General features: G+C 44.5%; 26 protein-coding genes. 6 read left to right on the top strand and 20 right to left on the bottom strand.

What is annotated here, in order from left to right; all coding sequences use genetic code 11:
* Positions 1–82 precede the first annotated feature (82 nt).
* The gene (gene rpmF, locus NST45_RS13895) at positions 83–256 is read right to left on the bottom strand and encodes a 50S ribosomal protein L32 (protein ID WP_019911234.1); all 174 of its coding nucleotides are present in this window, start codon (positions 254–256) and stop codon (positions 83–85) included.
* Between the two features lie 69 nt (positions 257–325).
* Entirely contained in the window at positions 326–838 is a 513-nt protein-coding gene (locus NST45_RS13900) for a DUF177 domain-containing protein (protein ID WP_036686482.1), read from the bottom strand.
* Between the two features lie 209 nt (positions 839–1,047).
* On the opposite strand from NST45_RS13900, the gene NST45_RS13905 reads away from it, so the two are divergent.
* Positions 1,048–2,286 (top strand): nucleotidyltransferase, encoded by a 1,239-nt coding sequence (locus tag NST45_RS13905; protein WP_036686480.1) that lies wholly within the window; start codon positions 1,048–1,050, stop codon positions 2,284–2,286.
* Here NST45_RS13905 and NST45_RS13910 read toward each other — a convergent pair.
* Entirely contained in the window at positions 2,276–3,313 is a 1,038-nt protein-coding gene (locus NST45_RS13910) for a SepM family pheromone-processing serine protease (protein WP_038570595.1), read from the bottom strand. The two genes, NST45_RS13905 and NST45_RS13910, sit on opposite strands and share 11 nt — an antisense overlap.
* Before the next feature lie 152 nt (positions 3,314–3,465).
* Here NST45_RS13910 and NST45_RS13915 point away from each other — a divergent pair, with 152 nt between their 5' ends.
* Entirely contained in the window at positions 3,466–4,692 is a 1,227-nt protein-coding gene (locus NST45_RS13915) for a nucleoside recognition domain-containing protein (RefSeq protein WP_051491461.1), read from the top strand.
* On the opposite strand, the gene coaD is transcribed toward NST45_RS13915, so the two are convergent.
* The 11 genes from coaD to nirB all read right to left on the bottom strand — a co-directional run bounded on the left by coaD (position 4,670) and on the right by nirB (position 14,062).
* On the bottom strand, positions 4,670–5,182 hold the full coding sequence (coaD, locus tag NST45_RS13920; RefSeq protein WP_036686476.1) for a pantetheine-phosphate adenylyltransferase: 513 nt from the start codon (positions 5,180–5,182) through the stop codon (positions 4,670–4,672). The two genes, NST45_RS13915 and coaD, sit on opposite strands and share 23 nt — an antisense overlap.
* On the bottom strand, positions 5,166–5,774 hold the full coding sequence (gene rsmD, locus NST45_RS13925) for a 16S rRNA (guanine(966)-N(2))-methyltransferase RsmD (RefSeq protein WP_036686473.1): 609 nt from the start codon (positions 5,772–5,774) through the stop codon (positions 5,166–5,168). Before rsmD ends, coaD begins: the two co-directional genes overlap by 17 nt.
* A 363-nt stretch (positions 5,775–6,137) precedes the next feature.
* On the bottom strand, positions 6,138–7,094 hold the full coding sequence (locus NST45_RS13930; protein WP_339825951.1) for an alpha/beta hydrolase: 957 nt from the start codon (positions 7,092–7,094) through the stop codon (positions 6,138–6,140).
* 228 nt (positions 7,095–7,322) lie between these two features.
* Entirely contained in the window at positions 7,323–7,427 is a 105-nt protein-coding gene (locus NST45_RS13935) for a sporulation protein YjcZ (protein WP_080742482.1), read from the bottom strand.
* A 123-nt stretch (positions 7,428–7,550) separates the two neighbouring features.
* Positions 7,551–7,973, bottom strand: a complete 423-nt coding sequence (locus NST45_RS13940) for a hypothetical protein (RefSeq protein WP_036686469.1) — start codon at positions 7,971–7,973, stop codon at positions 7,551–7,553.
* A gap of 112 nt (positions 7,974–8,085) precedes the next feature.
* Positions 8,086–8,370: a holin gene (locus NST45_RS13945; protein ID WP_036686468.1), complete on the bottom strand. Its 285-nt coding sequence runs from the start codon at positions 8,368–8,370 to the stop codon at positions 8,086–8,088.
* 20 nt (positions 8,371–8,390) lie between these two features.
* Positions 8,391–9,200 (bottom strand): glycoside hydrolase family 73 protein, encoded by an 810-nt coding sequence (locus NST45_RS13950; RefSeq protein ID WP_038570590.1) that lies wholly within the window; start codon positions 9,198–9,200, stop codon positions 8,391–8,393.
* 437 nt (positions 9,201–9,637) lie between these two features.
* On the bottom strand, positions 9,638–10,405 hold the full coding sequence (cobA, locus tag NST45_RS13955; protein ID WP_038570588.1) for a uroporphyrinogen-III C-methyltransferase: 768 nt from the start codon (positions 10,403–10,405) through the stop codon (positions 9,638–9,640).
* On the bottom strand, positions 10,402–11,277 hold the full coding sequence (locus tag NST45_RS13960; protein WP_038570586.1) for a formate/nitrite transporter family protein: 876 nt from the start codon (positions 11,275–11,277) through the stop codon (positions 10,402–10,404). The genes cobA and NST45_RS13960 overlap by 4 nt, the downstream gene beginning before the upstream one ends.
* A 28-nt stretch (positions 11,278–11,305) precedes the next feature.
* Entirely contained in the window at positions 11,306–11,626 is a 321-nt protein-coding gene (gene nirD, locus NST45_RS13965; protein ID WP_036686460.1) for a nitrite reductase small subunit NirD, read from the bottom strand.
* A 9-nt stretch (positions 11,627–11,635) separates the two neighbouring features.
* A complete protein-coding gene (nirB, locus tag NST45_RS13970) occupies positions 11,636–14,062 on the bottom strand; it encodes a nitrite reductase large subunit NirB (RefSeq protein WP_143763126.1) in 2,427 nt (808 codons plus the stop codon).
* Between the two features lie 283 nt (positions 14,063–14,345).
* Between nirB and NST45_RS13975 the strand changes: the two genes are divergently transcribed.
* Both NST45_RS13975 and NST45_RS13980 read left to right on the top strand, forming a co-directional pair.
* A complete protein-coding gene (locus NST45_RS13975) occupies positions 14,346–14,942 on the top strand; it encodes an ANTAR domain-containing protein (protein WP_036686455.1) in 597 nt (198 codons plus the stop codon).
* 9 nt (positions 14,943–14,951) lie between these two features.
* Entirely contained in the window at positions 14,952–16,007 is a 1,056-nt protein-coding gene (locus NST45_RS13980; protein ID WP_038570583.1) for an anthranilate phosphoribosyltransferase, read from the top strand.
* Positions 16,008–16,448: 441 nt separating this feature from the next.
* On the opposite strand, the gene NST45_RS13985 is transcribed toward NST45_RS13980, so the two are convergent.
* Positions 16,449–17,057: a pentapeptide repeat-containing protein gene (locus NST45_RS13985; RefSeq protein WP_036686451.1), complete on the bottom strand. Its 609-nt coding sequence runs from the start codon at positions 17,055–17,057 to the stop codon at positions 16,449–16,451.
* 123 nt (positions 17,058–17,180) lie between these two features.
* Between NST45_RS13985 and NST45_RS13990 the strand changes: the two genes are divergently transcribed.
* Positions 17,181–17,561, top strand: coding sequence for a PilZ domain-containing protein (locus tag NST45_RS13990; protein ID WP_038570581.1), 381 nt, complete (start codon positions 17,181–17,183; stop codon positions 17,559–17,561).
* Positions 17,562–17,672: 111 nt separating this feature from the next.
* Here NST45_RS13990 and NST45_RS13995 read toward each other — a convergent pair whose 3' ends face one another.
* The 5 genes from NST45_RS13995 to NST45_RS14015 are packed head-to-tail and all read right to left on the bottom strand — an operon-like array spanning position 17,673 to position 21,182.
* Complete coding sequence (locus tag NST45_RS13995) at positions 17,673–18,401, bottom strand: hypothetical protein (protein ID WP_339825956.1); 729 nt, start codon at positions 18,399–18,401, stop codon at positions 17,673–17,675.
* Entirely contained in the window at positions 18,395–19,096 is a 702-nt protein-coding gene (locus NST45_RS14000; protein WP_339825959.1) for an ABC transporter ATP-binding protein, read from the bottom strand. Before NST45_RS14000 ends, NST45_RS13995 begins: the two co-directional genes overlap by 7 nt.
* 13 nt (positions 19,097–19,109) lie before the next feature.
* The gene (locus NST45_RS14005) at positions 19,110–19,484 is read right to left on the bottom strand and encodes a GntR family transcriptional regulator (protein ID WP_076101764.1); all 375 of its coding nucleotides are present in this window, start codon (positions 19,482–19,484) and stop codon (positions 19,110–19,112) included.
* 2 nt (positions 19,485–19,486) lie between these two features.
* On the bottom strand, positions 19,487–20,233 hold the full coding sequence (locus NST45_RS14010) for an ABC transporter permease (protein ID WP_094901802.1): 747 nt from the start codon (positions 20,231–20,233) through the stop codon (positions 19,487–19,489).
* The gene (locus NST45_RS14015) at positions 20,226–21,182 is read right to left on the bottom strand and encodes an ABC transporter ATP-binding protein (RefSeq protein ID WP_256717295.1); all 957 of its coding nucleotides are present in this window, start codon (positions 21,180–21,182) and stop codon (positions 20,226–20,228) included. The genes NST45_RS14010 and NST45_RS14015 overlap by 8 nt, the downstream gene beginning before the upstream one ends.
* A gap of 195 nt (positions 21,183–21,377) precedes the next feature.
* Between NST45_RS14015 and NST45_RS14020 the strand changes: the two genes are divergently transcribed.
* Positions 21,378–21,749: a hypothetical protein gene (locus NST45_RS14020; protein WP_036686439.1), complete on the top strand. Its 372-nt coding sequence runs from the start codon at positions 21,378–21,380 to the stop codon at positions 21,747–21,749.
* The last annotated feature ends 55 nt before the right edge of the window (positions 21,750–21,804 follow it).

A 21,804-nucleotide genomic window follows, 5' to 3' on the forward strand; every position in this document is an offset into this window, starting at 1 on the left:
AGTACAGGTGCAAACCCTATCTTTATTATATTTAAGCAAAAAAATAGTACCTCACCGAAGTGAAGTACTACTTATTCTGAAACTATTGTTTGATGATTTCTCTTGCTTTGTAAGTTCCGCAAACTTTGCATACGTGGTGAGCTAGTTTCAACTCTCCGCATTGTTCACATTTCACCATGCCCGGCACAACCAACTTAAAGTGGGTGCGACGTTTGTCACGGCGTGTTTTAGACGTTCTACGTTGTGGTACTGCCATGTGTTCCACCTCCTCGTGATATTTCTGTCAGCCTGCTCCTCAGAGCAGGATGTGTTTTGTTGTAATGTTTCATTTGAAAAAGTCTTTCAACCCAGCGAGTCGAGGATCGATCACTGTGTTGTCGCAACTGCAGGTGCCTTCGTTCAAGTTCTGTCCGCATTTCTGACAAAGACCAAGACAGTCTGCCTTGCACAATACCGAATCCGGTAAGTGCAGTACGAAATTTTCTTCCACATACGGGATAAGATCCACAACCTCATCCTTGACGTAAATGAGATCCTCATCTTCGTCATCATCTGGAAGAACTGGCTGCTTAAGCCACTTGAAAGTCTCAGCAAAAGGAATGTTCAAATCACTTTTGACCTCCGTGAGACAACGTGAACATAACATGTCCACATCTCCACTCAGTTTCCCCACCACGTTCACACAATCGGTTCCCGCGGGCAGCGCTTTAAGGTCTACTGAGAGCGGAGCAACAGTTAGAATATCCTTGCGCCCTTTGACTACCTCGCTGACATCCACAACATCGTGAATATGTAACGGTTCGTCGGCATTCGCTAATTTGCGAAAGTGAATCTGCATACTTATCACTCCCAAACAAACAAAATTTATTATACCTAGTATTCTATACCTTTGTCAACCATTTTCCCTTTATATTGTTTCAGAAAATGCGGTGAATTATGATATAACTATTAGTGTAAATCAAAAGATCAGCTTGTGCTAACAGTATCTCTAGAAATCTACCCTACTAAACTCAATAAATATACCTTACTTATCGGAGGGAAGCCACAGTGACAACGGTTGGAATCATCGCAGAATACAATCCCTTACATAACGGACACGTGCATCACTTCACGGAAGCCAAAAGACTCTCCGGCGCAGAGCGCACCATCGTCGTCATGAGTGGTCCCTTTACCCAGCGCGGCGAGCCGGCGGCGGTTAGCAAGCAGGCCCGGACAGAGATGGCGCTGCATATGGGCGCCGACCTCGTCATTGAGCTGCCGGTGGCCTATGCCGTCCAGCCAGCCGAGTGGTTCGCGTTCGGAGCAGTTGCACTGCTGGAAGCGACCGGGGTCGTGGACAGCTTGTGCTTCGGCTCCGAAGCCGGCACTTTGGGCTCGCTGCTCCCGCTGGCCAGATATCTGGCTGAGGAAAGTAGCGAGCTTCAGAGCGAGATCCGCCGCCGCATGGCGCTCGGAGCAAGCTTTCCCGCCGCCTACAGCGCAGCGGCGGCGGTGGCCTTTGAAGGGACTCTCCCGGAAACGGAGAGTCCCGGAGATGCAGGCGAGCTGCTACGCCAGCCGAATAACAGCCTTGGCCTGCATTATCTTATCGCCTTGCAGCGGCTGCACAGCAAGATAATGCCACTAACCGTTCCGCGCACGGCAGCAGGCTTCCATGATCCATTACAAGCCGACTCTTCTATTGCAAGTGCGACGGCCATCCGCAAGCTGCTGCAAGAAGGTGGCTCTCCTGCTGCTTATATGCCGGATTATAGCGTGTCCATTTTGGAAAGAGAGCATGCAGCCGGAAGGGGTCCTCTGAGCTTAGAGAGCTTCAATATCCCTCTCCGCCATCTGCTGTCTACCCATACCGCTGCCGAGTTACAAGCAATCCACGATATGAATGAAGGCTTGGAAAACCGGATACTGCGGCTTTTACCTGAGTTGGAGCAATTCTCTGTTTCAGGCCTGCTTCACACCCTTAAGAGTAAGCGCTACACGCATACACGGCTCCAACGGCTGCTGCTACATGTTCTGTTAAATCATTCTAAAAAAGAAATGACCCCTTCCATACTAGCAGAGGGGCCCGGATATATTCGCATTCTTGGTTTTAGAGAAAGCGGACGAGCACTGCTTAAAGAGATGAAACAAAAAGCTACGTTGCCCATCGTCATGCGCCCGTCCCTTTGTTCCCATCCGCAGCTTGAGCGAGATCTTCAAGCCGCTTCCGCTTTCGCGGGAGCTTTTAAGGAACCCCGCAGAATTGATATGTACCGCGATTATTTGGAACCTCCGGTCATGGTTTGACCGGCAGTTCCTCCATATACTTCAGCGCCTCATCCAGCGTAGATACAGGCACCAGCTTCATAGATGTGCCGATTTTATCAGCTTTTGCTTTGGCTTCGTCATAATTCTTAACAGGCACGAAAAAAATCTCCGCCCCTTCTCGGTCCGCAGCCACGATCTTGTGTTTCACTCCACCGATAGCACCTACCACACCCTCAGCGTTAATCGTACCCGTCCCTGCAACCCTATGGCCTTTAGTTAAATCACCAGAAGTAAGGCGATTGTAAATTTCCATAGTGAACATTAGCCCTGCCGAAGGTCCGCCAACATTTGTATCTACAAAACTGACAGCTTTCCCTGCTTCTTTTGGTTTTACTTTTTGAACGGCGGCAATAGTGACTCCAAAACCAGGTCGAACGGCCGCGCCCTCTTTATCCTTTATTTCAACCAGCGTCACTCGTTCTTTAACTTCCTTGCCATTTCTTTGCAAAACAACAGCGACTTGATCTCCGATTTTTTTAGTGGAGAGCAGTTTAGACAGTGCTTCAGGATCGGGCACTTTTTGTCCTTCTACGCTAATGATTTTATCACCCGGCAGAAATTGTCCTTTATTACTTTCTACAGGAACCGAAAAGACGTAGAGATAATCCACTACATCCTCATATGGAATTCCCGCTGCATGATAAGCGGCCTGAACAGAATAAGACTGTGAGCTATTCATATAAAAAACCTGCTCCGCAGCATATTCGTCTTCTGACTTATCCCCTAGCCGGGTTTCTTTTCGCACAACCTCTGAATTGGAATTAAAAGCAGAGGCGACCAATAAGGCCACATTAGCATAACTAGCAGACACCGTAGTCATCATAAACGTTCCTTCTTCAGCCGGATCGGCATTCTCCACCTTAATCATAGGGGCAACTTCAGATGCACTGCCTGGCTGATATACGATGTACGGGGTGTTCATAAAAACAAATACATACACGATAACTACAAACGTAAACAGATAAGCTGTGGCGCGGAAACCCGGCCGATGCTTCAGTTGCTTCACTGCTCTTCCCTTCTTTCCCGCGGCACATTTAGGATATGAATGATTGAACTTCATTACCGCTTCGACTAGTGGTTTGGCATGATGGTTGTCTACTCTGCATAAATTGATAACACATCGTCCATGCCTTAAGTTATGAAGAGGTGATCTGAGAAATGAAAAATATTCAAATACGCCGACTAGCTACACGCTCCACACCATTTATACCCGGGATTATGGCAATCCTGATAGCCATTGCAATTATTATCTCACCAGAGAGCTCCTTTGAGGCTTCACTCCAAGGATTGAAGCTTTGGTGGACACTCGTATTCCCTGCCCTGCTCCCCTTCCTGATGCTGTCAGAGATGCTTACCGCTTCGGGTTTCGTGCATGGTTTTGGAGTGCTTCTGGAGCCATTGATGAAAAAGGTCTTTCGTCTGCCCGGTGCCAGCGGCTGGACCTTGGCACTCGGAATCACAGCCGGATTCCCCGGTGGAGCTGGAGGGGTCATGCAGCTACACAAGCAGAACAGCATCTCTGACAAGGAAGCCGCTCGACTTGCAGCACTTACACACTTCGCCAGCCCAGTAACCATGCTTATAGTAATTGGCATAGCTTTTCTACACAGTAATTCAGCAGGTTATTTCCTGCTGGCCATCCATTGGATCTCTGGACTTCTAGCCAGCTATACCGATGCTCTGTTAAAGGGACGGTCAGCGAACACGAAACCAGTTGATAAGATTTCTGCGGACACCAAACGTCCTTCTTTATATAGTCGTGTTCAGCTTGCAGCAACAGATGCCAGAGCAAAAGACGGTCGCAGCTTCGGCAAGCTTCTCGGTGAGTCCGTAGCTAATGCCGTGCAAAGTCTGATGGTCGTGGGCGGTTACATGATTATGTTCGCTGTAGTCATCAATATCATCACTACTGTACTTCCCGCATTGCCAGCTGCTCTGCCAGCAAGCCTACTGGAAATTCATTTAGGCGCCGACGCAATCAGCAAAGGGCTGGAAAGCATTGGAACAGGTCCCTCTAGTATGCTCGGGATAGCTTTGCTGTCTGCTGCACTGGGCTGGAGCGGACTATGTGCACAACTACAGGTGCTGACCATGCTCAAACAAGCCAGAGTCAGATTTCTACCCTACGCTACGGTTCGTCTGATGCATGGACTTTATGCTTTTCTGTTAACTTTATTGCTCTGGAAACCATTGCTGGCTATCCGTAAAGCTGCTTTACCAGCACTTGCAGACTCACGCCCGACTCCAACCGGCACCATGAATGTTACGGACATATGGAGCTCTTTTCCACAGCTGCTAAGTCTGCAAGCACTTCTGCTCATCATACTGTTGGGATTATCTGCTGGAACTTATCTGGTAAGTACTATTCGCCATCGACTCGGTTAAATTTACGCTTCATCGCTTGTTCAACCTCAGGCGTCACAAAATCAGTCACATTCCCGCCGAAATGGGCGATCTCTTTAACAACACTGGAACTTAAGTAGGAATATTTCGGATTAGTCATCATAAAAATCGTTTCCGCATCGGGATCCAGGCTATGGTTGATCGATGCGTTTTGCAGCTCATATTCAAAGTCAGTAACGGTACGGATACCCCGAACTATGACCTGAGCATCTTTTTGACGAACATAATTCACTAACAGATCACGGAAGCTGTCAATTTCCACATTGGGAATATCAGCGGTTGCCTGTCTTAATAGCTCTGTCCGTTCATCTACAGTAAACAGCGGGTTTTTACTCAAATTATTAAGCACCGTTACAATCAAACGGTCGAATTGCTTGGATGCGCGCCGAATAATATCCATATGTCCCATAGTCACGGGATCAAAGGTACCTGGATAAATGGCAACACGTTCTTTTCTAATTTGCTGACTCATTCTCTACCTCCTCACCAGCTTCACTTTCCTCTGTAGGATTAGCTTCATACTGGTAAATAGAAATTGTCGTTTCTCCGTATACGGCCTGACGCAGCCTATAAAATCCTGGAATATCTTCAGGATAGGCATAACTTGATTCATGCTCCAGAACAATAATCGCGTCCTCTTGCAGCATTCCTTTTTCGACCATCATAAGCATAAGTTCATCCCCGTGCTTCAAGCGATAGGGAGGGTCCAAAAAGACCAAATCAAAAACTTTTCCCCGCTTCTCCAGCGCACCTAGCGCCCTTCCAGCTTCATTACGGTAGACCTGCGCTTGTTCTTCCAGCTTGGTAGCCTTCAGATTGGCGCGGATCGTGTCGATACTTTTAGGATCCATATCAACAAATACACCGCTTTCCATCCCTCTGCTTAAGGCTTCGATCCCCAAACCACCAGTACCGGCGAACAAATCCAGCACCGCTCCACCTTCGAAATATGGGCCTACCATGCTAAATACAGCTTCCTTCACCTTATCGGTCGTAGGCCTTGTCCCACTTCCCGGAACACTCTTCAGCGGCCTTCCTTTTGCACTTCCCGATACCACTCTCACTGTTATTCACCCGCTCTATATCTCTGTTTGTTATGCCCAAAAGGGCATAAGTCCACGCCTATCGTAACACATTTGCGCGATGAAATAAAAAATTTGTCTAGATATGAAATAAGAAGGCGAAACAGCTTATTCAGAGAAATAAGTCATCTTAATGTATAAGATTGGACTTCCAGGGACATCATGTAATTATCGACACCACAAATGTCGTAGACAACCGCGGAGCAGGCTTACGTTTCCCCATAAGCTCTTCGTCCGGTTTCTCCTCTCCCATGAAAGGGGCCCTAGAGATAGGGCCCCGAATTTATGTTTAACGGTTTTATAAACACAAAAAGACTACCCTTTCGGCAGCCTTTTCAGCAGCAACTATTTCACAAATCTTCCGATAAACTCAGTAACTACGCCCTCATACTTAACCGGGTCCATGCGGAAAGCTTCTCCGTGGCCCGCATTAGGAACGATGTAAAGCTCCTTCTCGACCGGACTATTCTCATATACCGTATGAACCATTTCCGTAGGAACAAAAGTATCATTATCGCCATGAATAAACAGGGTTGGCGTTTTAGATTTCTTCACCTGTTCTAAAGCCGAGGCTTCACCAAAGGAATAACCCGCCCGAATCTTTGTTAGCATACTGGTCGTATCTACAATTGGAAAGGCGGGGAGATGGTACATTCTTTTTAATTGAAAGGTAAGCTCGTCCTTCACTGAGGTATAACCGCAATCTTCCACAATTGCTTTAACATTAGCTGGTAAATCCTCTCCGCTTGTCATCATAACGGTAGCTCCCCCCATGGAAACACCGTGCAGGATGATCTGTGTATCCTCACCATTTGCTTTTAGGGCACTCTGAATCCACTTCAGGTAATCCTTACGTTCAGGCCATCCAAATCCGATATAGTCACCGCCACTTTCACCATGTCCTCTGGCATCCGGCAGCAAAATATTATATCCAAGTCTCTCATAATACATTCTGGCATATCCACTCATTTGAGTTGCATTTCCAGCATACCCATGAGCAACAATCACTGTCTTATCGGAATGTTCAGGGGCAGCTAAATAGTACGCTTTAAGCTGTATTCCGTCATCAGAATCTATCTCCCATCTATCAAAGCTCTGGGTATCCCACCACTCTTGGTCTGCCTTCGAGGTATCTTTAGATTGTTCTACCTCTGGACTGGACTGCAGGTCAGGGCTTTCATTTAAGAAATCCTTTGAAGCACGTGCAATAGCAACATGATAGAAATAAAAACTTCCCACAGTCACAACAATGATTAAAAGTACAATAACAGAAGAAATTCCGATCATCATTTTTTTCTTCAAACTAGCTCTCTCCTAAATAAAATTTAACAGTATTAATCTATGTTATCAGACTAAGATACCATGTATATTTGAATATTCAAAATCACAGTATTGTAAACTCATGTTATTCACTACGTGATTAGTATTCTTTTAATTCATTAATTTATATAGCTTTAATGGACACAACATTTACAAAAAAAAGCCCCAAGTCGGCAAAATGCCAACATGGAGCCCTGCTATTTTAGAAATTTAGAACATACATGCACTTGTAATAATTACTAATAAGATGAACAATACTAAGATTGCGCCTGTAGAAGTAAAAGCGCCACCAACCTGACCATATTCAGCACCCATGAGAAGACCTCCTCCGTATTTAGAATACAATATATAATATGTATTTATCCCCCTAGAAGATTGGGCGTACGGTTAAAAAAAAAGACCTCCACTGGGCTACCAGCGAGGTTATGAGCTCAACATCTAATCAGAAACTAAAATACCATCAAAGCTTTCCGGACCCACACGTACTGTACCGAGAAGATTAGAAGATACAAATGCTGTATAAGTGAGCTGAGGTGTAATGGCTGGTAAGAAATCCGCTGCTGAAAAGGTTATTACTTGCGGAGCCAGAAGACTAAGAGAAAAAGTAGAAGTAGCAGAATACACTTTTGGATCAGTAGCCAAGGTTCCTCTTACAATCGTAATTGTGATACCTACTAAAGCTAACGGAAGCGTTACAGATATCGTTCCTTTAAGAAGAACGCGTGGATTGGTAGTCACTCCAGCCGTTAACAACCCAATCTGTCCAAAGAGCTGCGGCGTGTTAAGTACCGTAATAGGAATAGATATAGAGTTGGCGAGGCTGGCATTTTGAGATGTTCTTGCATCAAGGTAAGTTCCCATCGTTGCACCCCCTTTATATATTGGCATACCATAATATATTAGTGTTCTCGATAGAATGCATAGCCACATTACCAGTGTAAAACGATTGTTTTATAAAACTCATAGGCAAAATCTATTTATCATCTTTTTTCGTCCCATCCCTTTTATTAAACGCCAGTTCAAACAACCCGGTCGCTGATAGTCCCGCAAGCCCCCCCGCCCAGAGTCGCAGAATCAGATTCATATCAGTGAACGGATAGGCAACTGCTCCAACCAGCAAGCCAATACCCAACCCCACAACTGGCACAATGTTCCGCGGAAGTTCAATGCTATTCTTCACAAGTTGTACTAGTGCCATTACAAAAACAGCTAGGACTGAAGCAAAGGCAAGCACACTGTTGAGAGCATCGTTATACATGTTTTTTAATCCTCCTTATTTCATTTTTTACTTTCTGTTACAAGTAAACCTGCACGGTTCAGCACCGTTAATATGCGATAGAAATCGTAACTGCCACCCGATGGAGTATCGAGAAGTCCTGCCGCAGTCGCTGTTTTCACAGCCGCCTCAGCCCATGCAGGGACATTCATGACTGCTCGATTTTCAATTAATGCCACCCGATCTGTAAGCTTAGTGATCGACTGCCCCTGTTCTTGCACACCTGTTTTCAGCGTATCCCTGCTAGCTGTAAGAACTGCAATAAGGGCACGCAGTTCCTTTACTTCCGATTCTAGACTAACAAGCTTTTGCTTATCCTCTGCGGACATCTCATCATCTCCTCCCATGGATTTGTCGTCATATTGATACAGATTATAGGTATTCATAATTTGAATCAGCTTAGCTGCATAGTTCGGATCAGTAGCGTAGCCAGCTGCGGCAATCTCTTGTGCGGCCGCCTTGCCACTCGCACCGAGAACCTTGCTGTAAAGGTTGCGATTCCATGAGACTCCATTCACAATCAATTCGGAGTGATCCGCGATAGATTCTCCCCAGTTGTTGTAGGCTCGAAAAGGGGCATTAACTTTAACAGCTTTACCGTTAATATATTCAGTAGTTTGTACAGTAATGCTGCCAGCAGGTCCACTTCCTTTGATCCCAAACAAATTATTCGCTTTCACAGTCAATCCACTGCTGCCCCAGCCTGACTCCAGAGCCGCTTGAGCAATGGTTAACGAAGCGGGAACCTTAGTGAGCTGCATGTCCTTTACAGCAAAATTTGCAATCTTCGCTATAAACTCGCCTTCTGTCATCTCATCACATCCTCTCCATTTATTAAATGCGAGGCATCATAAAATGACTGTGCTTATCCCCTACTAACATTGTGTTTTTACTAGATTCGTTTCCGCTATAGGACTCAGCTGACCTTATACGCAGCATTAGCTCACATTTGGAATGTTAACGGACTCCATAGCCGCAATTGGCACCAAAATCACTCAATATCAAGCTCTTCATATGGAATAGTGTCACTGGGGTCCGAAACCATGCTCAAATGGTTAAATACATGCTAATAACGTCATCCGGGTCCTTAAGCTTAAGCAGACTGAATATGACTCGGCGGTGTAAAAACAGCCAAACAACGCTCTAAAAAAGGAGCAGCGGTTCTCCTATTATTGGAGAACCGCTGCTCCTTTATCTTTTCATGACATCGACATCTGCTATCCACTGTGATCGAACACTTTTCCCGTGTTTAGCTAATTTCCGATCTCACTAATCCCTGTAAATGTATCAGCTGCTCTCTCACCTTCACAACTTCCCCTACTATAATAAGAGCAGGATTTTTAATCTTTGTGGCCACTGCCAGCTTATCGATATTCTCCAGCGTGCCTGTCACTGTTCGTTGGCAAGCAAATGTACCATTCTCAATCAACGCAATCGGTGTTTGGGCATCTTTTCCGTGTATTAAGAGTTGTTCACGAATATGGCTTAATTGACTAACTCCCATATAAATAACAAGAGTATCTACACTATGTGCTAACCGGTTCCATTGTATAGGGGCAACATGCTCAGGGCAGCGACTACCCGTGACGACGGCAAAAGACGCTGCAATACCACGATGTGTCAGGGGAATTCCAGCGGAAGCGGCTACACCGATTGCGGAAGTTATACCCGGAATGACTTCATAAGGAATACCAGCTTGCACGACAGCCAGTGCTTCTTCCCCGCCTCTGCCGAATACGAAGGGGTCTCCACCCTTGAGTCGGACGACTCTACGGCCTTCGCTAGCATATTGAATGAGCAGCCCGTTAATTTTCTCCTGTGACATTGAATGCTGGCCTGGAGATTTACCACAATAGATTACTACTACTCCGGCTTTGGCATAGTTAAGCAATTCTTCATTTACCAAGCGATCATATAAAATAACGTCTGCTTCTTGGATTCGCCGCATCGCTTTTATCGTTATAAGTTCTGGATCTCCCGGTCCCGCTCCAACTATAGCTACGCATCCCGGCTTCATATCGTTTTCTCCAACACAACCTGTTCCAGCACAACAGAATCTCCGCGACCCGTCGATACATCAGACGCAGGAGTTAAGCGACTGCCCTTGAAACTTTTTTGAGAGAGATAGAATAGAATTCCAGTAAACATAACACCTCCAATAAAATTTCCAAGGAGAACAGGAATGCCGTTCCATAACCACCAGTCACCAAAGCTAACACTCGCTCCCAGCATCATCCCTGCAGGGATCACGAACATATTTACGACGGTGTGCTCAAACCCCTGTCCAAAAAAAGTTAGGATTGGCAGCCACATGGCAATGATTTTACCGGAGGTAGAGCTCGAAGTCATAGCCATAACAGCCCCTAAGGTAACCATCCAGTTACAGAGCATGGCTTTAATAATAACTAACAGCATTCCGTCTCCACCCATATTTTTATAGGCAATGGTCTTGGCCTCACTTGTATTAATGAGGGTTTGAATCATTGGATGACTCATATCTGTGCCCATTTTTGTAATCGTAAGGCCATAAAGAACAGCGTATACCGCACAACCGAGCAGATGTCCGAATATAACCCATAAATAGTTGTTCAACATCCGCTTCGTTGTTGTCTTCTTTTCCAGAACCGCCAGAGGGATCAGCGCAAAACTGCCTGTCACTAGCTCTAGACCAAGTAGAATAATCATTACGAACCCTACCGGAAAAATAATAGCTCCTACCATAGGAATCCCGGTCTGCGCCGCAGCTGTAAATGCAAGTGTAGTAGCACAAGCCAGAATCGCTCCACCCAGACTACCTCTCACCAATAACTGCAGGATAGATAACTCTGCTTTGTTCTTGCCGCTTTCAATCATAGCGTTCAGCACTTCACGTGGTTTGATATAATCCATGATTAATCCCCCTTCAACGGTCTTTTCTTTAAATGGTTACATAGATCGAACCACTATTAGGATCAATTTCTACATCAAATGTAACAACACAGCCTTTATCCGGCTCCATAGCAACTCCACTATGCAGGTCAATCTTCCAGTCGTGCAGAGGACAGTGAACCTTCGTACCACATACCATCCCTTCGGATAATGCGCCACCTTTATGAGGACATTTATTCTCTACCGCAAGAACCTCACCATCTGAAAGTCGAAATAACGCGATCTCCATGTCATTGACCCTAAAAGTTCGTGAACCCCTTGTATCAATATCAGTTACTTTACCAACGAGCATTTTGGTTATAGTCATCATTAGCCCCCTTTAAACACTCTCTATTTGTGCAATAGCTTCGAAATTCTTACGTAGTTCTGGCTCATTCACAATTTGTTTCCAAGGATCAGTAGTGAGCCCCAGCACTGTCTCAATTCGTTCTTTGAGCGCCAAGCGCTCCTCCTGACTTTCAAGAGCTTTCTTTATATTGTCTACCCCTACTCGTTCGACCCAGTGTGCAGTTCTCTCATTCCAGCCGGCCTGCTCACGGTAATATTGTAAGAACGCACTTGCCCATTCGACTACCTCTTCTTCAGTCTTCACCACACATAGAAGATCCGTGGCCCGCACATGTACCCCTCCATTCCCACCAATATGCAGTTCCCATCCACCATCTATCGCCACAACACCAAAATCTTTAATCGTCGCTTCCGCACAATTACGAGGGCATCCGGAAACTGCAAGTTTCACTTTACCCGGCGTATTCAGGCGTTCGAATTGTTTTTCCAGTGTAATCCCCATACTGATCGCATCCTGAGTGCCAAATCGGCAGAAGGTAGACCCCACACAGGTCTTCACTGTACGTAACGTTTTGCCATAAGCATGCCCGGAAGGCATATCAAGCTCCTCCCACATCTTAGGCAAGTCTTCCTTCTTAACGCCAAGCAAATCTAGTCTTTGTCCTCCAGTAAACTTCACCATAGGAACAGCAAATTTCTCGGCAACCTCTGCAATCTTCTTCAATTCTGCAGGTGAAGTTACCCCCCCATAGATTCGCGGAACCACAGAGTAAGTCCCGTCCTTCTGAATGTTGGCGTGATATCGCTCGTTTGTATAACGAGACTCTTTCTCGTCTATATATTCCTCAGGCCACAACATGCCCAGATAATAGTTCAGCGACGGGCGGCATTTCGCACAACCTTCCTCCTGACTCCACTCCAGAACATTCATCACTTCTTTAACTGTCATTAGCTTCATTCTTTTTATCTCAGAAACAATTTCATCACGGTTCAGCGTTGTACAGCCACATATTCCTTCTTTAACTACGGTGACCGCATCACCTGCATAGAGTTGCAATAACCCTTCTACAAGTGGTTTACAGCCCCCACAGGAAGCGGATGCTTTGGTGCACGCCTTAATTTGCCCTACGCTGGTACAGCCTCCAGACTCAATCGCTTCAGCAATAGTCCCCTTCGAAACACCATTACATCCACAAATGATTTCATCTTCCGGCATAACTTCCAACCGATTCCCTTGCGTCGATGAGAACACATCCGCTGAGATTCCTAATAACAGTTCCTTTTCTCTTCCACTAATATTTTCTTTATTCTTAATTATCGAGAACAAGTGAGCACCGTCGCTGGTATCACCAAATAGTACTGCCCCGATTAACATGTCATCTTGTATAACTAGCTTTTTGTAGACTCCTTCTATTTCATCCTGATATCGCAGCGCCCTGGATCCGTCCGGCTCGGTGAATTGTCCTGCTGAGAATACATCAACACCAGATACTTTCAGCTTGGTAGAAGTTACAGAACCCATGTATCCTTCAACCTTAACTCCAGCCAGCCTTTTTGCTAATACGGCACCTTGTTCATATAAAGGAGCTACCAGACCATAAGCGATTCCTCGGTGCTCGGCACATTCCCCCAGAGCAAAGATACCGGGGATATTCGTCTCCATATAATCATTTACGATAATTCCGCGGTTGATCTGCACACCACTTTTCTTTGCCAATTCAACATTTGGTTTAATCCCAACTGCCATGACAATAAGATCCGCATCGGCTGTGCTACCATCTGTGAATAGTAAACCTCTTACTCTCTTCTTACCTAAAATCGCCTCGGACTGCTTATGGAGCAGAAATCTCATTCCTTGCGCTTCCAGCTCTCTTCTGAGCATTACTGATGCAGCTTCGTCCAGCTGGCGCTCCATAATATAATCGTGGATATGCACTACAGTGACTTCCATTCCCAGATGTAACAGACCTCTAGCCGCTTCCAGCCCTAGCAGGCCTGCACCGATGACAATCGCCTTTTTATAAGATCCTGCAGTCTCCTGCATGATCTGGCAATCCTTAATATCACGAAAAGCAATGACCCCTTCTTTATCCGCACCCGGTATAGGCAACATAAAGGGATTCGATCCTGTAGCTAGGATTAACTCATCGTATTCGGCAGTGATCCCCTTATCGGAATATACCTTTCGACTCTCACTGTCTATTGAAGTCACCGTATGTCCCATATACAACTTAATACCTTGGCTGTGATACCACTCCAGATCATTGATGATGATCTCACTCATATTCGCTCCACCAGCAAGAACGGAAGATAACATGATCCGGTTATAGTTAGGATAAGGTTCCGAACCAAAGATGGTAATCTCATACCCCTCAGGATTTAATTTGAGCAAATGTTCAATCGTACGAACCCCCGCCATTCCATTGCCGACTAACACCAGTTTCTTGCGCGCAGCTATCATCTATATCTCTCCTCTCCGTTTGGAAAACCCAAAAAGCCCGCTCCACTCCACACGGAAACTTACATTTCCATTGCGATAAGTGAAAGCAGGCACCATTGCCGCTTCAGTCGAATACACCGTTGTATTCGTGAATGATTAATTTGTTAAACCGACTATACAACAGGAATCAGAGAACGTCAACAATTATGACATATAAAATTTAAAAATCTTAAATTCGTCGACAACCCATCGTTTCTGTGTTATATAAAATAACATAACGATTAAGAAAGGGCGTCGAACTATGCATTCCCTGTTGATTATTCAGAATAGCACGACAGAGAAGGACACAGCCGAGCGCTCAAATAGTAAAACGGATGCCATTCTCCGTTCCTCCGGATATATTGTCACAGTAGCCGTTACACAAGAAGAAGCTGTGGCACGGATCAAAGACGCTGATGCTTCCATACTCCATTTACCCATCACAGAGATCAATAGCTGGGGTACTTTACTAATGAGTCATAAGATTGCACCAATCCTTTGGTGGTGTACTGACGAAACAGCCACACTTTCACTTGCTGCATGTGAAGATAATATCATGGTGGATGGTGTATTATCGCCTTCCATGCTCTCACAGGAGATCCATTGGATCCTTCATTTCAGTGCCAAGCAATGTTTCGAAAGACAACAATGGCGTAAAGAGCGAGAACAGCTGCATGCTCGAATCGAAGAACGGAAATGGATTGATATGGCTAAAGGTATCCTGTCCAAGGTCAAGAATATTTCCGAATCTGAAGCTTATGATCTTCTCCGTAAACAAGCAATGAATGAACGTAAACGTATGGTTGATGTAGCTACTTCAATCGTTAGAGTCTATCAATTACTGCAAGATCAAACCTAAGGGGGGAATATACCTATGATCAACATTTTAAAAGAAGTCGCCCGAGGCAAAAGAGGCGCCCGAGATTTAAATTATGAAGAGTCTACATATGCCGCAGAATCTATACTCGGACGAACAGCATCTCCTGCTCAGATTGGAGCCTTTCTGGCTGCTGAGCGGATTAAGCTAGAAAGCGTAGAAGAACTTGAAGCTTTCGTCTACGTTTTACGTAAATATGCGCATCGCGAACCCCTTTTTGCGGAAGGTCTTGATTGCGCCGGACCCTATGATGGTAGAAAATCCTCATTCATCGCAACTTTTCCCACTGCATTTCTATTGTCCGCGGCCGGACTGCCAGTCACACTACACGGTACTGCTTCTCTGCCTCCTAAATGGGGAATCACTTTACAAGATATCATCTATCAATCTGGGATTGAGAAAACTGCGCTAGAACGTACAAAAGCCATTGCAGCTGCTAACAAGAGTAATGTACTATTTGCCGATGCTGAAGAATGGTGCCCTCCTCTAGGCGACCTTCGCAGCATCCGTGAGGAAATTGGTATGAGAACCTTATTCAACACCGCCGAGAAGCTGATTGACTACGCCTGCTCTCCTTTTATTATCTTCGGGATATACCATAATACAGTCTTTGACCGATTATCTAGATTACTCATAAAGCTTGGTTATCAAAAGGCGTTAATTGTCCAAGGGGTGGAAGGCTCCGAGGATCTTTTCATCGACCGACCTACCCGCGTTTACACTGTCGAGAACGGTGTGGCGGCACTTGATATTATTGATCCGGAAGGATTTGGTTTGGATACAATTGTTCCTGAAGTCCATTGGACACCACATCAACAGCTAATGACAGCTGAGGCAGTTCTACAGGGCGGCGGTCACATGGCTTTCTATAATCAAACTCTGCTGAACGGTGCAGCAAGATTACATCTAGCTGGAAAGGTCAACTCTATCGAGGAAGGGCTGTATACCTGCAAAAGCTTATTGGATAATGGTGAAGCTTGGAGCGTATATGTGAAATGGAGGGGTGCACTTCTCGGTAGCACAAGCGGTGCCTTAGGTCCTGCATAATGCATTTTCACCTCATTTTACCCGGACAATATGTAATTATTAGTAAATCTAGCTTGTGAATCCCGTAGAATTAGCGTAATATATAGTAATAATTTACTATATAGGAGGGTCTAACAGACTATGCCTTCATATTATTTTAAAGAAGTATGGACACCCTTACGCTGGGTAGGTATAAAGTTTTTTCGTGATGATGATGGATTCTTATGGATCAAATGGTGGGCAAAACCCAGAAAACGGTTACGTTAACGCATAATATTTCATATGCAATAATACATAGGTTCAGCAGTGAGTTAATTATAATAATCTGCGTTTGCCACCACCTCCGCTCTAAGCATTGGTTTGCTAGCGGAGGTCTTTAGGCATCTTTCCTGATGAAATCCTTCAAATTCAATTAAAAAGAGCACCCATCGCTAAAGTACTAGCAACTGATGCCCCTATTTACTAATTCCCTACTTTTGCCCCAAATGAACGTGCCAAGAGTACCGCCTGTTCCATATCCATCCGCACTCCCTGTAGATCCAGACTCTTTAAATCAATGCCTTCAACAATCGCTTCCCGCATATCCGCTCCCTTAAGCTTGCATTGAGACAATTGTACACGGCTCAAATCCGCTCCACGCAAGTCACTTTTTTGCAAATTACAGCCCATTAAATCCGCTTCTGTAAATCGAATCCCCCGCAGATCCTGTCTGCTTAGATTGGTATGTCTAAGGTTCGTGTACGACCAGTCCCCTCCAAGCAGCGAGATTCCGTCCAAATAAGCGTTTGAGAAATCCGATCCTACCATCTTGCAATCTTCAAATTTAGATACAAACAGGTTCGCTCCCGTAAATTTACAATTGGTAAAAGCTGAACCTTTATGGTGAGACGCATTAAGCATGGCTCCTGTAAAATCACAATCAATAAATCGACAGCCAATAGAGTTCATCTCTTCCATAGAAGTGCCTTTGAAGGAGCATTGCTCGAATGTGCAGTTATTTAACTCACCATCCTGCAAGCTTCCTTGGTCAAAATTGTGATTACGGAACGTTTCATTAAGGTATTGGTACATATAAGTCTCATCACCTTCATCAGTATTAAAAAAATTAATTCTTAATTAAAAATAGCACTTTAGTAGATTGTTCTCAACATTCCCTTTCGATATAATAGCAAATAAACAATGGGGAGGTAAATTATGGATGTGTCCAGCAGGAAAGAACCATTCCGTTATGTTATGAACCATCCGCTTGAATGCTGGATTGAAGTTCCGCTTAACAATTCCGGTCCAGGTGCTGGAAAGTTAACAGAGGCTGTATTACTCGATCTTAGCCGTTCGGGTTGTAAAGTACGCACCCCTTTGAATCTTCGATTCACGGCAAGAGATACCAGGCTTATTATTCATCTTCGATTAAATGAAGAGAAGCTTCAGCTCTTATGCAGCGCCCGTTGGGGTTGGATGTTTGGACTTGGCCAATATCAATATGGAGTTAAATTCCGCTTGGACGAAAATGAGGAAGACCACCTAATAAGAGAGCTTGAGACATGGACCGCCACCCTTCGGGTTGAAGGTCTGTAGAACTTACCATAACAGATGCCCTTCACTTAGAAGGACGTCTTTTTTTTGCACAAAAACGAAGACAAAGCTAAATCGCTCTGCCTCCGTTCTAAAAACTATTCCGCCATGTGGTTAGGCGTCCACTCTTTTTTTAACGAGCTTGATGATGACTGCTATAAGGAGAACTGCTATCACCGCTTCAAATAGAAGAGGAGCTAGATTCAAGTGACCCTGTGTAAGCTGTATCCCACTTCGGGTATCCGTCTCAGCTATGACCTCGAACTGGAATACACTTTCCCAAGCAGTGAAGTTACTTTTGAAAATCAAATATTCCAAATAGAATATTCCATTCTGTAACAAATACGCTGTGGCCAGCCCAATCCATACTCGCCCCTTAAATTTCATACTTCGCGCAACCGTAATGGAGACCATCAAGGTAAGCATAATATAACCGGCAAACCAATACGCCTGCAAGAGAACTAATAATCCCACTTTCCAGAAATTCTCCGGAAGAAATGATGAGGAATACATTGAAAGATACACGCCAAAATGGATCAAAGCTATTAAAATAATACCCAGCAGTAGAGCTAAATAGAGCACTAACGGAGAAAGGACAGTGTTCAGGGTTCTTACGGGCACTAGGCGACGATTATAGGAATTTACATTGTTAAAAAAGGTTCGTGCTGCCATGACGAGAAAGATCAGCCCCGCGATGACATAAATTAATCCGTTTAAAATAAACCTTTCATAGTCATGCAATTTGGTGAACCCCAACCCGATCTGCGCCAGAATTATGATTACAAAAACAGCAAGGAACTTATCCCTATCTCGTCTAAAATCGTACTTCACTAGCTTTAGCATTCTGCGTACACCTCTCTGAACAGTTCGTCTATGCTTTTGCCTTGGCGAAGCCGGATATCCTCTACCGCCGTATGCATCAGAATTTCTCCCTCTTTTATAAAAATCACATCATCAAAGATCCGCTCAATATCCGATACTAAATGGGTTGATAAGAGAATGGTACTGTCCTCTTCATAAAACTCTACTAACGCGTTAAGAATTTTTGTTCTAGCTACCGGATCTACACCACCAATGGGTTCATCCAGCAAATAAAGGCTAGCTCGGCGTGATAGGGCAAGTGTAAGCTGTAAACGTTCGTTCATCCCTTTGGACAGGTCCTTTACCTTATCTTGCGCTCTTAGTTTCATAAACTCCAGCATTCGCGAGGCTTTAGTTAGATCAAAATCAGGATAGAAGTCAGTTTGGAACTTTAGAGCATCAGAAACACTCATCCAGGATTCTGTAAGCGGCTTATCAGGCATAAACGACACCACCGCTTTACTCTCTGTTCCTACAGAACCCCCAATGACGGATACACGACCAGAGGTAGGCTGTGACAGCCCGGCGATGATTTTCATAAGTGTACTTTTTCCGCTGCCGTTACTGCCTAGCAGTCCCGTGATCTTACCCGCACTCAGATTAAAAGATACCTCGCGGAGGGCGTGCTTGGAACTATATTTTTTTGTAACTTCATGAACCTCAACTATATTTTCCAACTTGTTTATCCCCCTATTCTTTATCCTTGTTACGGATATTCTCCGCTACCGCCGCTAAAATATCTTCGCCTTGAAAGCCAAGATCCTGCATACCACGAATGAAACGATCTAGCACATCTTTGGCCATTTCTTTTTTGATGGTCAGGATAGTACCTTCATTACTTGTGACGTATCTTCCCATTCCACGCCGGGTTTCCACGATTTCTTCACGCTCCAGTTCCTGAAAAGTTCTTTGCACCGTATTCGGATTAATCTGCAGCTCACTGGCAAGTTCTCGTACCGAGAGGATTTTATCTCCTGGTTTCAGCTTACCTGTGACGATTTCACCTTTGATGTAATTCATGATCTGTATATAAATCGGCAGGTTGTTATCGAATTCGATTGTCATGATTAAGCAACATCCCTTCGTCTAAAGACGGAGAAACCTATGAGAAGAAAGACAACTGTGTATACGGCAAGCATCACGATGGAAAAGGTCAGTGTCATTCCAGGCATAGGTGCTCCTCCACCTTCATAAGCAGCTAAATTTAAGTTAGGAAACAGAACATATTTGTAAAAATCACGAGAAATAATCAATTTGTCTATCATTAGCGCAAACATAGTAGCCCCAATGGTTACCCCAGTTGAAGTGGTTAATACCCCCAGCATAAAAGCAAGTGTTCCATACACAACCGTACTAACGAGATTATACAATAGGTTTGTAAGCATCTCACTCATACCCGCTTCTCCACCACTTAGTCCAAACCACAAAGCTCCTGTTCCAAAAACGGCTATACCTCCGATGACGGTCAAAGTCAAAGCATACAACAGTACAACCACATATTTGGATGCGAGGATTGCTGTACGGCTTCTGGCGCGGATAAGCAAGAACTTGATGGTTCCTTGACTATACTCTTTTGAGACAATACCTGCTGTTCCGATGATCGCAAGAATTGTAATCACTTGGCCAATCCCTTGGGAAAGCAGCATCATTGCTGAAAAATCATAAGCTGATTCAAACATGTCAGGTGAAACAGAATGAACAATATAACCTAATAGCAGGGATAATAGAATTAATATCACATATGGCACAATAAATGTGCGTTTCTTTGAGATCTTGAGCCATTCATTAACAATAAGATTATTGAAGTTACGCAATGCGGTTTCCTCCTGTCCATTTCAAGAAATCTTCCTCAAGACTCTGTTTATTCTCCGTAATCCGGAAAATTCCCACACCTTCATCACTAAAAGCAGATACAAGCTCCGGTACTCTGCTATCAAGCAGACTTACTATCACTTCAGAACGAGCGCTGTCCATGGAGGCCAATTCCGCATAATCTAAACGCTCCAAGAGGTTTATCGCCGCTTCAACCGATCCTACACGGATGGTTAGCTTTACTTGTGCGGTTGCTTCCTGCTCTTCACCAATCGCAGTTACGGTTACCAGCTTACCATTCTGGATTACGATAGCCCGATGGCATATTTGTTCAATTTCAGTGAGCAAGTGGCTGGAAATTAGAATAGAGATGCCTTCCACTTCGGCGATGGTACGCATATAATCACGCATTTCCCGTATTCCAGCCGGATCAAGTCCGTTCGTAGGCTCATCTAAAATCAATAACTTGGGCCGATTGAGTAGCGCCTGAGCAATCCCTAGACGTTGGCGCATGCCCAGCGAATAAGCCTTTACTTTTTTACTCATCGCTTCTTGAAGTCCTACCAGTTCTACAACCTCATCTATTCTGCCAGCCTCAATATTATCCGTCATTCTTTGGTACTGCTTCAGATTATCAAGTCCAGTCATATACGGATAAAACTCTGGATTCTCAATTATCGCACCGATATGGCCAATCGCCTGCTTAAAATCATTCCTTACACTGTGACCTTGGATAATCACATCGCCTTCACTCATCCGTATTAAACCCGTCATCATTCGAATCGTTGTGGTCTTACCTGCACCGTTTGGACCTAACAACCCAACAATTTCACCCTTACGGATATCAAATGTCAGCTTATCCACAATCGGTCTTCCTTTGATAATCTTACTTACCTCATTCATTTGCAGAACGACTGAATCTTTCATCTCTACACCACTCCCCTGTTTCATGCGGATCCTCCCTGCCAACTAATGTATTGTTCATTCGTTTTATTGTGTCAGTGTTATAGTTGAATAGTACACTAATATGTTATTGAAGTAAAGCCCAAAATGATAAGTTAATGCAAATAAGGGCTTTCTATTAGACTATTAGCCAAGCAAAAAATTTATATGAACATAGATTAGATAACAAAGGAGGAATTACAAATGAAAAAAGAAGTTCATGTATCGCAGACTTACCCTCGCTTGACCGTGTACGATGAAGAAAACTTCAATGGACGCCGTAGAATATATACTGGCAACCTGGGTATTCGTAATACGGACAACATCCTCGATGGTATTGAGAGCCTTCGGTTCTTCTCTACTAGCAGCAATGCTACACTGGTACTTTTCACTAGAACACGGTTTAGAGGGAACTTCCGTGTACTTCGCGGGAACCGCAACATTAGGGATCTGGATGATTTCATTTCAGGTAATGACGTGGAGTCCATTATTTCTACTAACCAACGCTTAACCCTCGAACAAATCCGTAATATCCGCAGCAGCGGTAACTTGCCTTCGGGATATCGTTTGATCTAATTTTTAGAGGACGCAGTTTAAGCCATAAGCTTAAGGTGCGCCCTCTTTTATTTTC

Origin of the sequence: Paenibacillus sp. FSL R7-0163 (genome assembly GCF_037969975.1) — a bacterium.
GTDB classification, from domain to species: Bacteria; Bacillota; Bacilli; order Paenibacillales; family Paenibacillaceae; genus Paenibacillus_AQ; species Paenibacillus_AQ odorifer.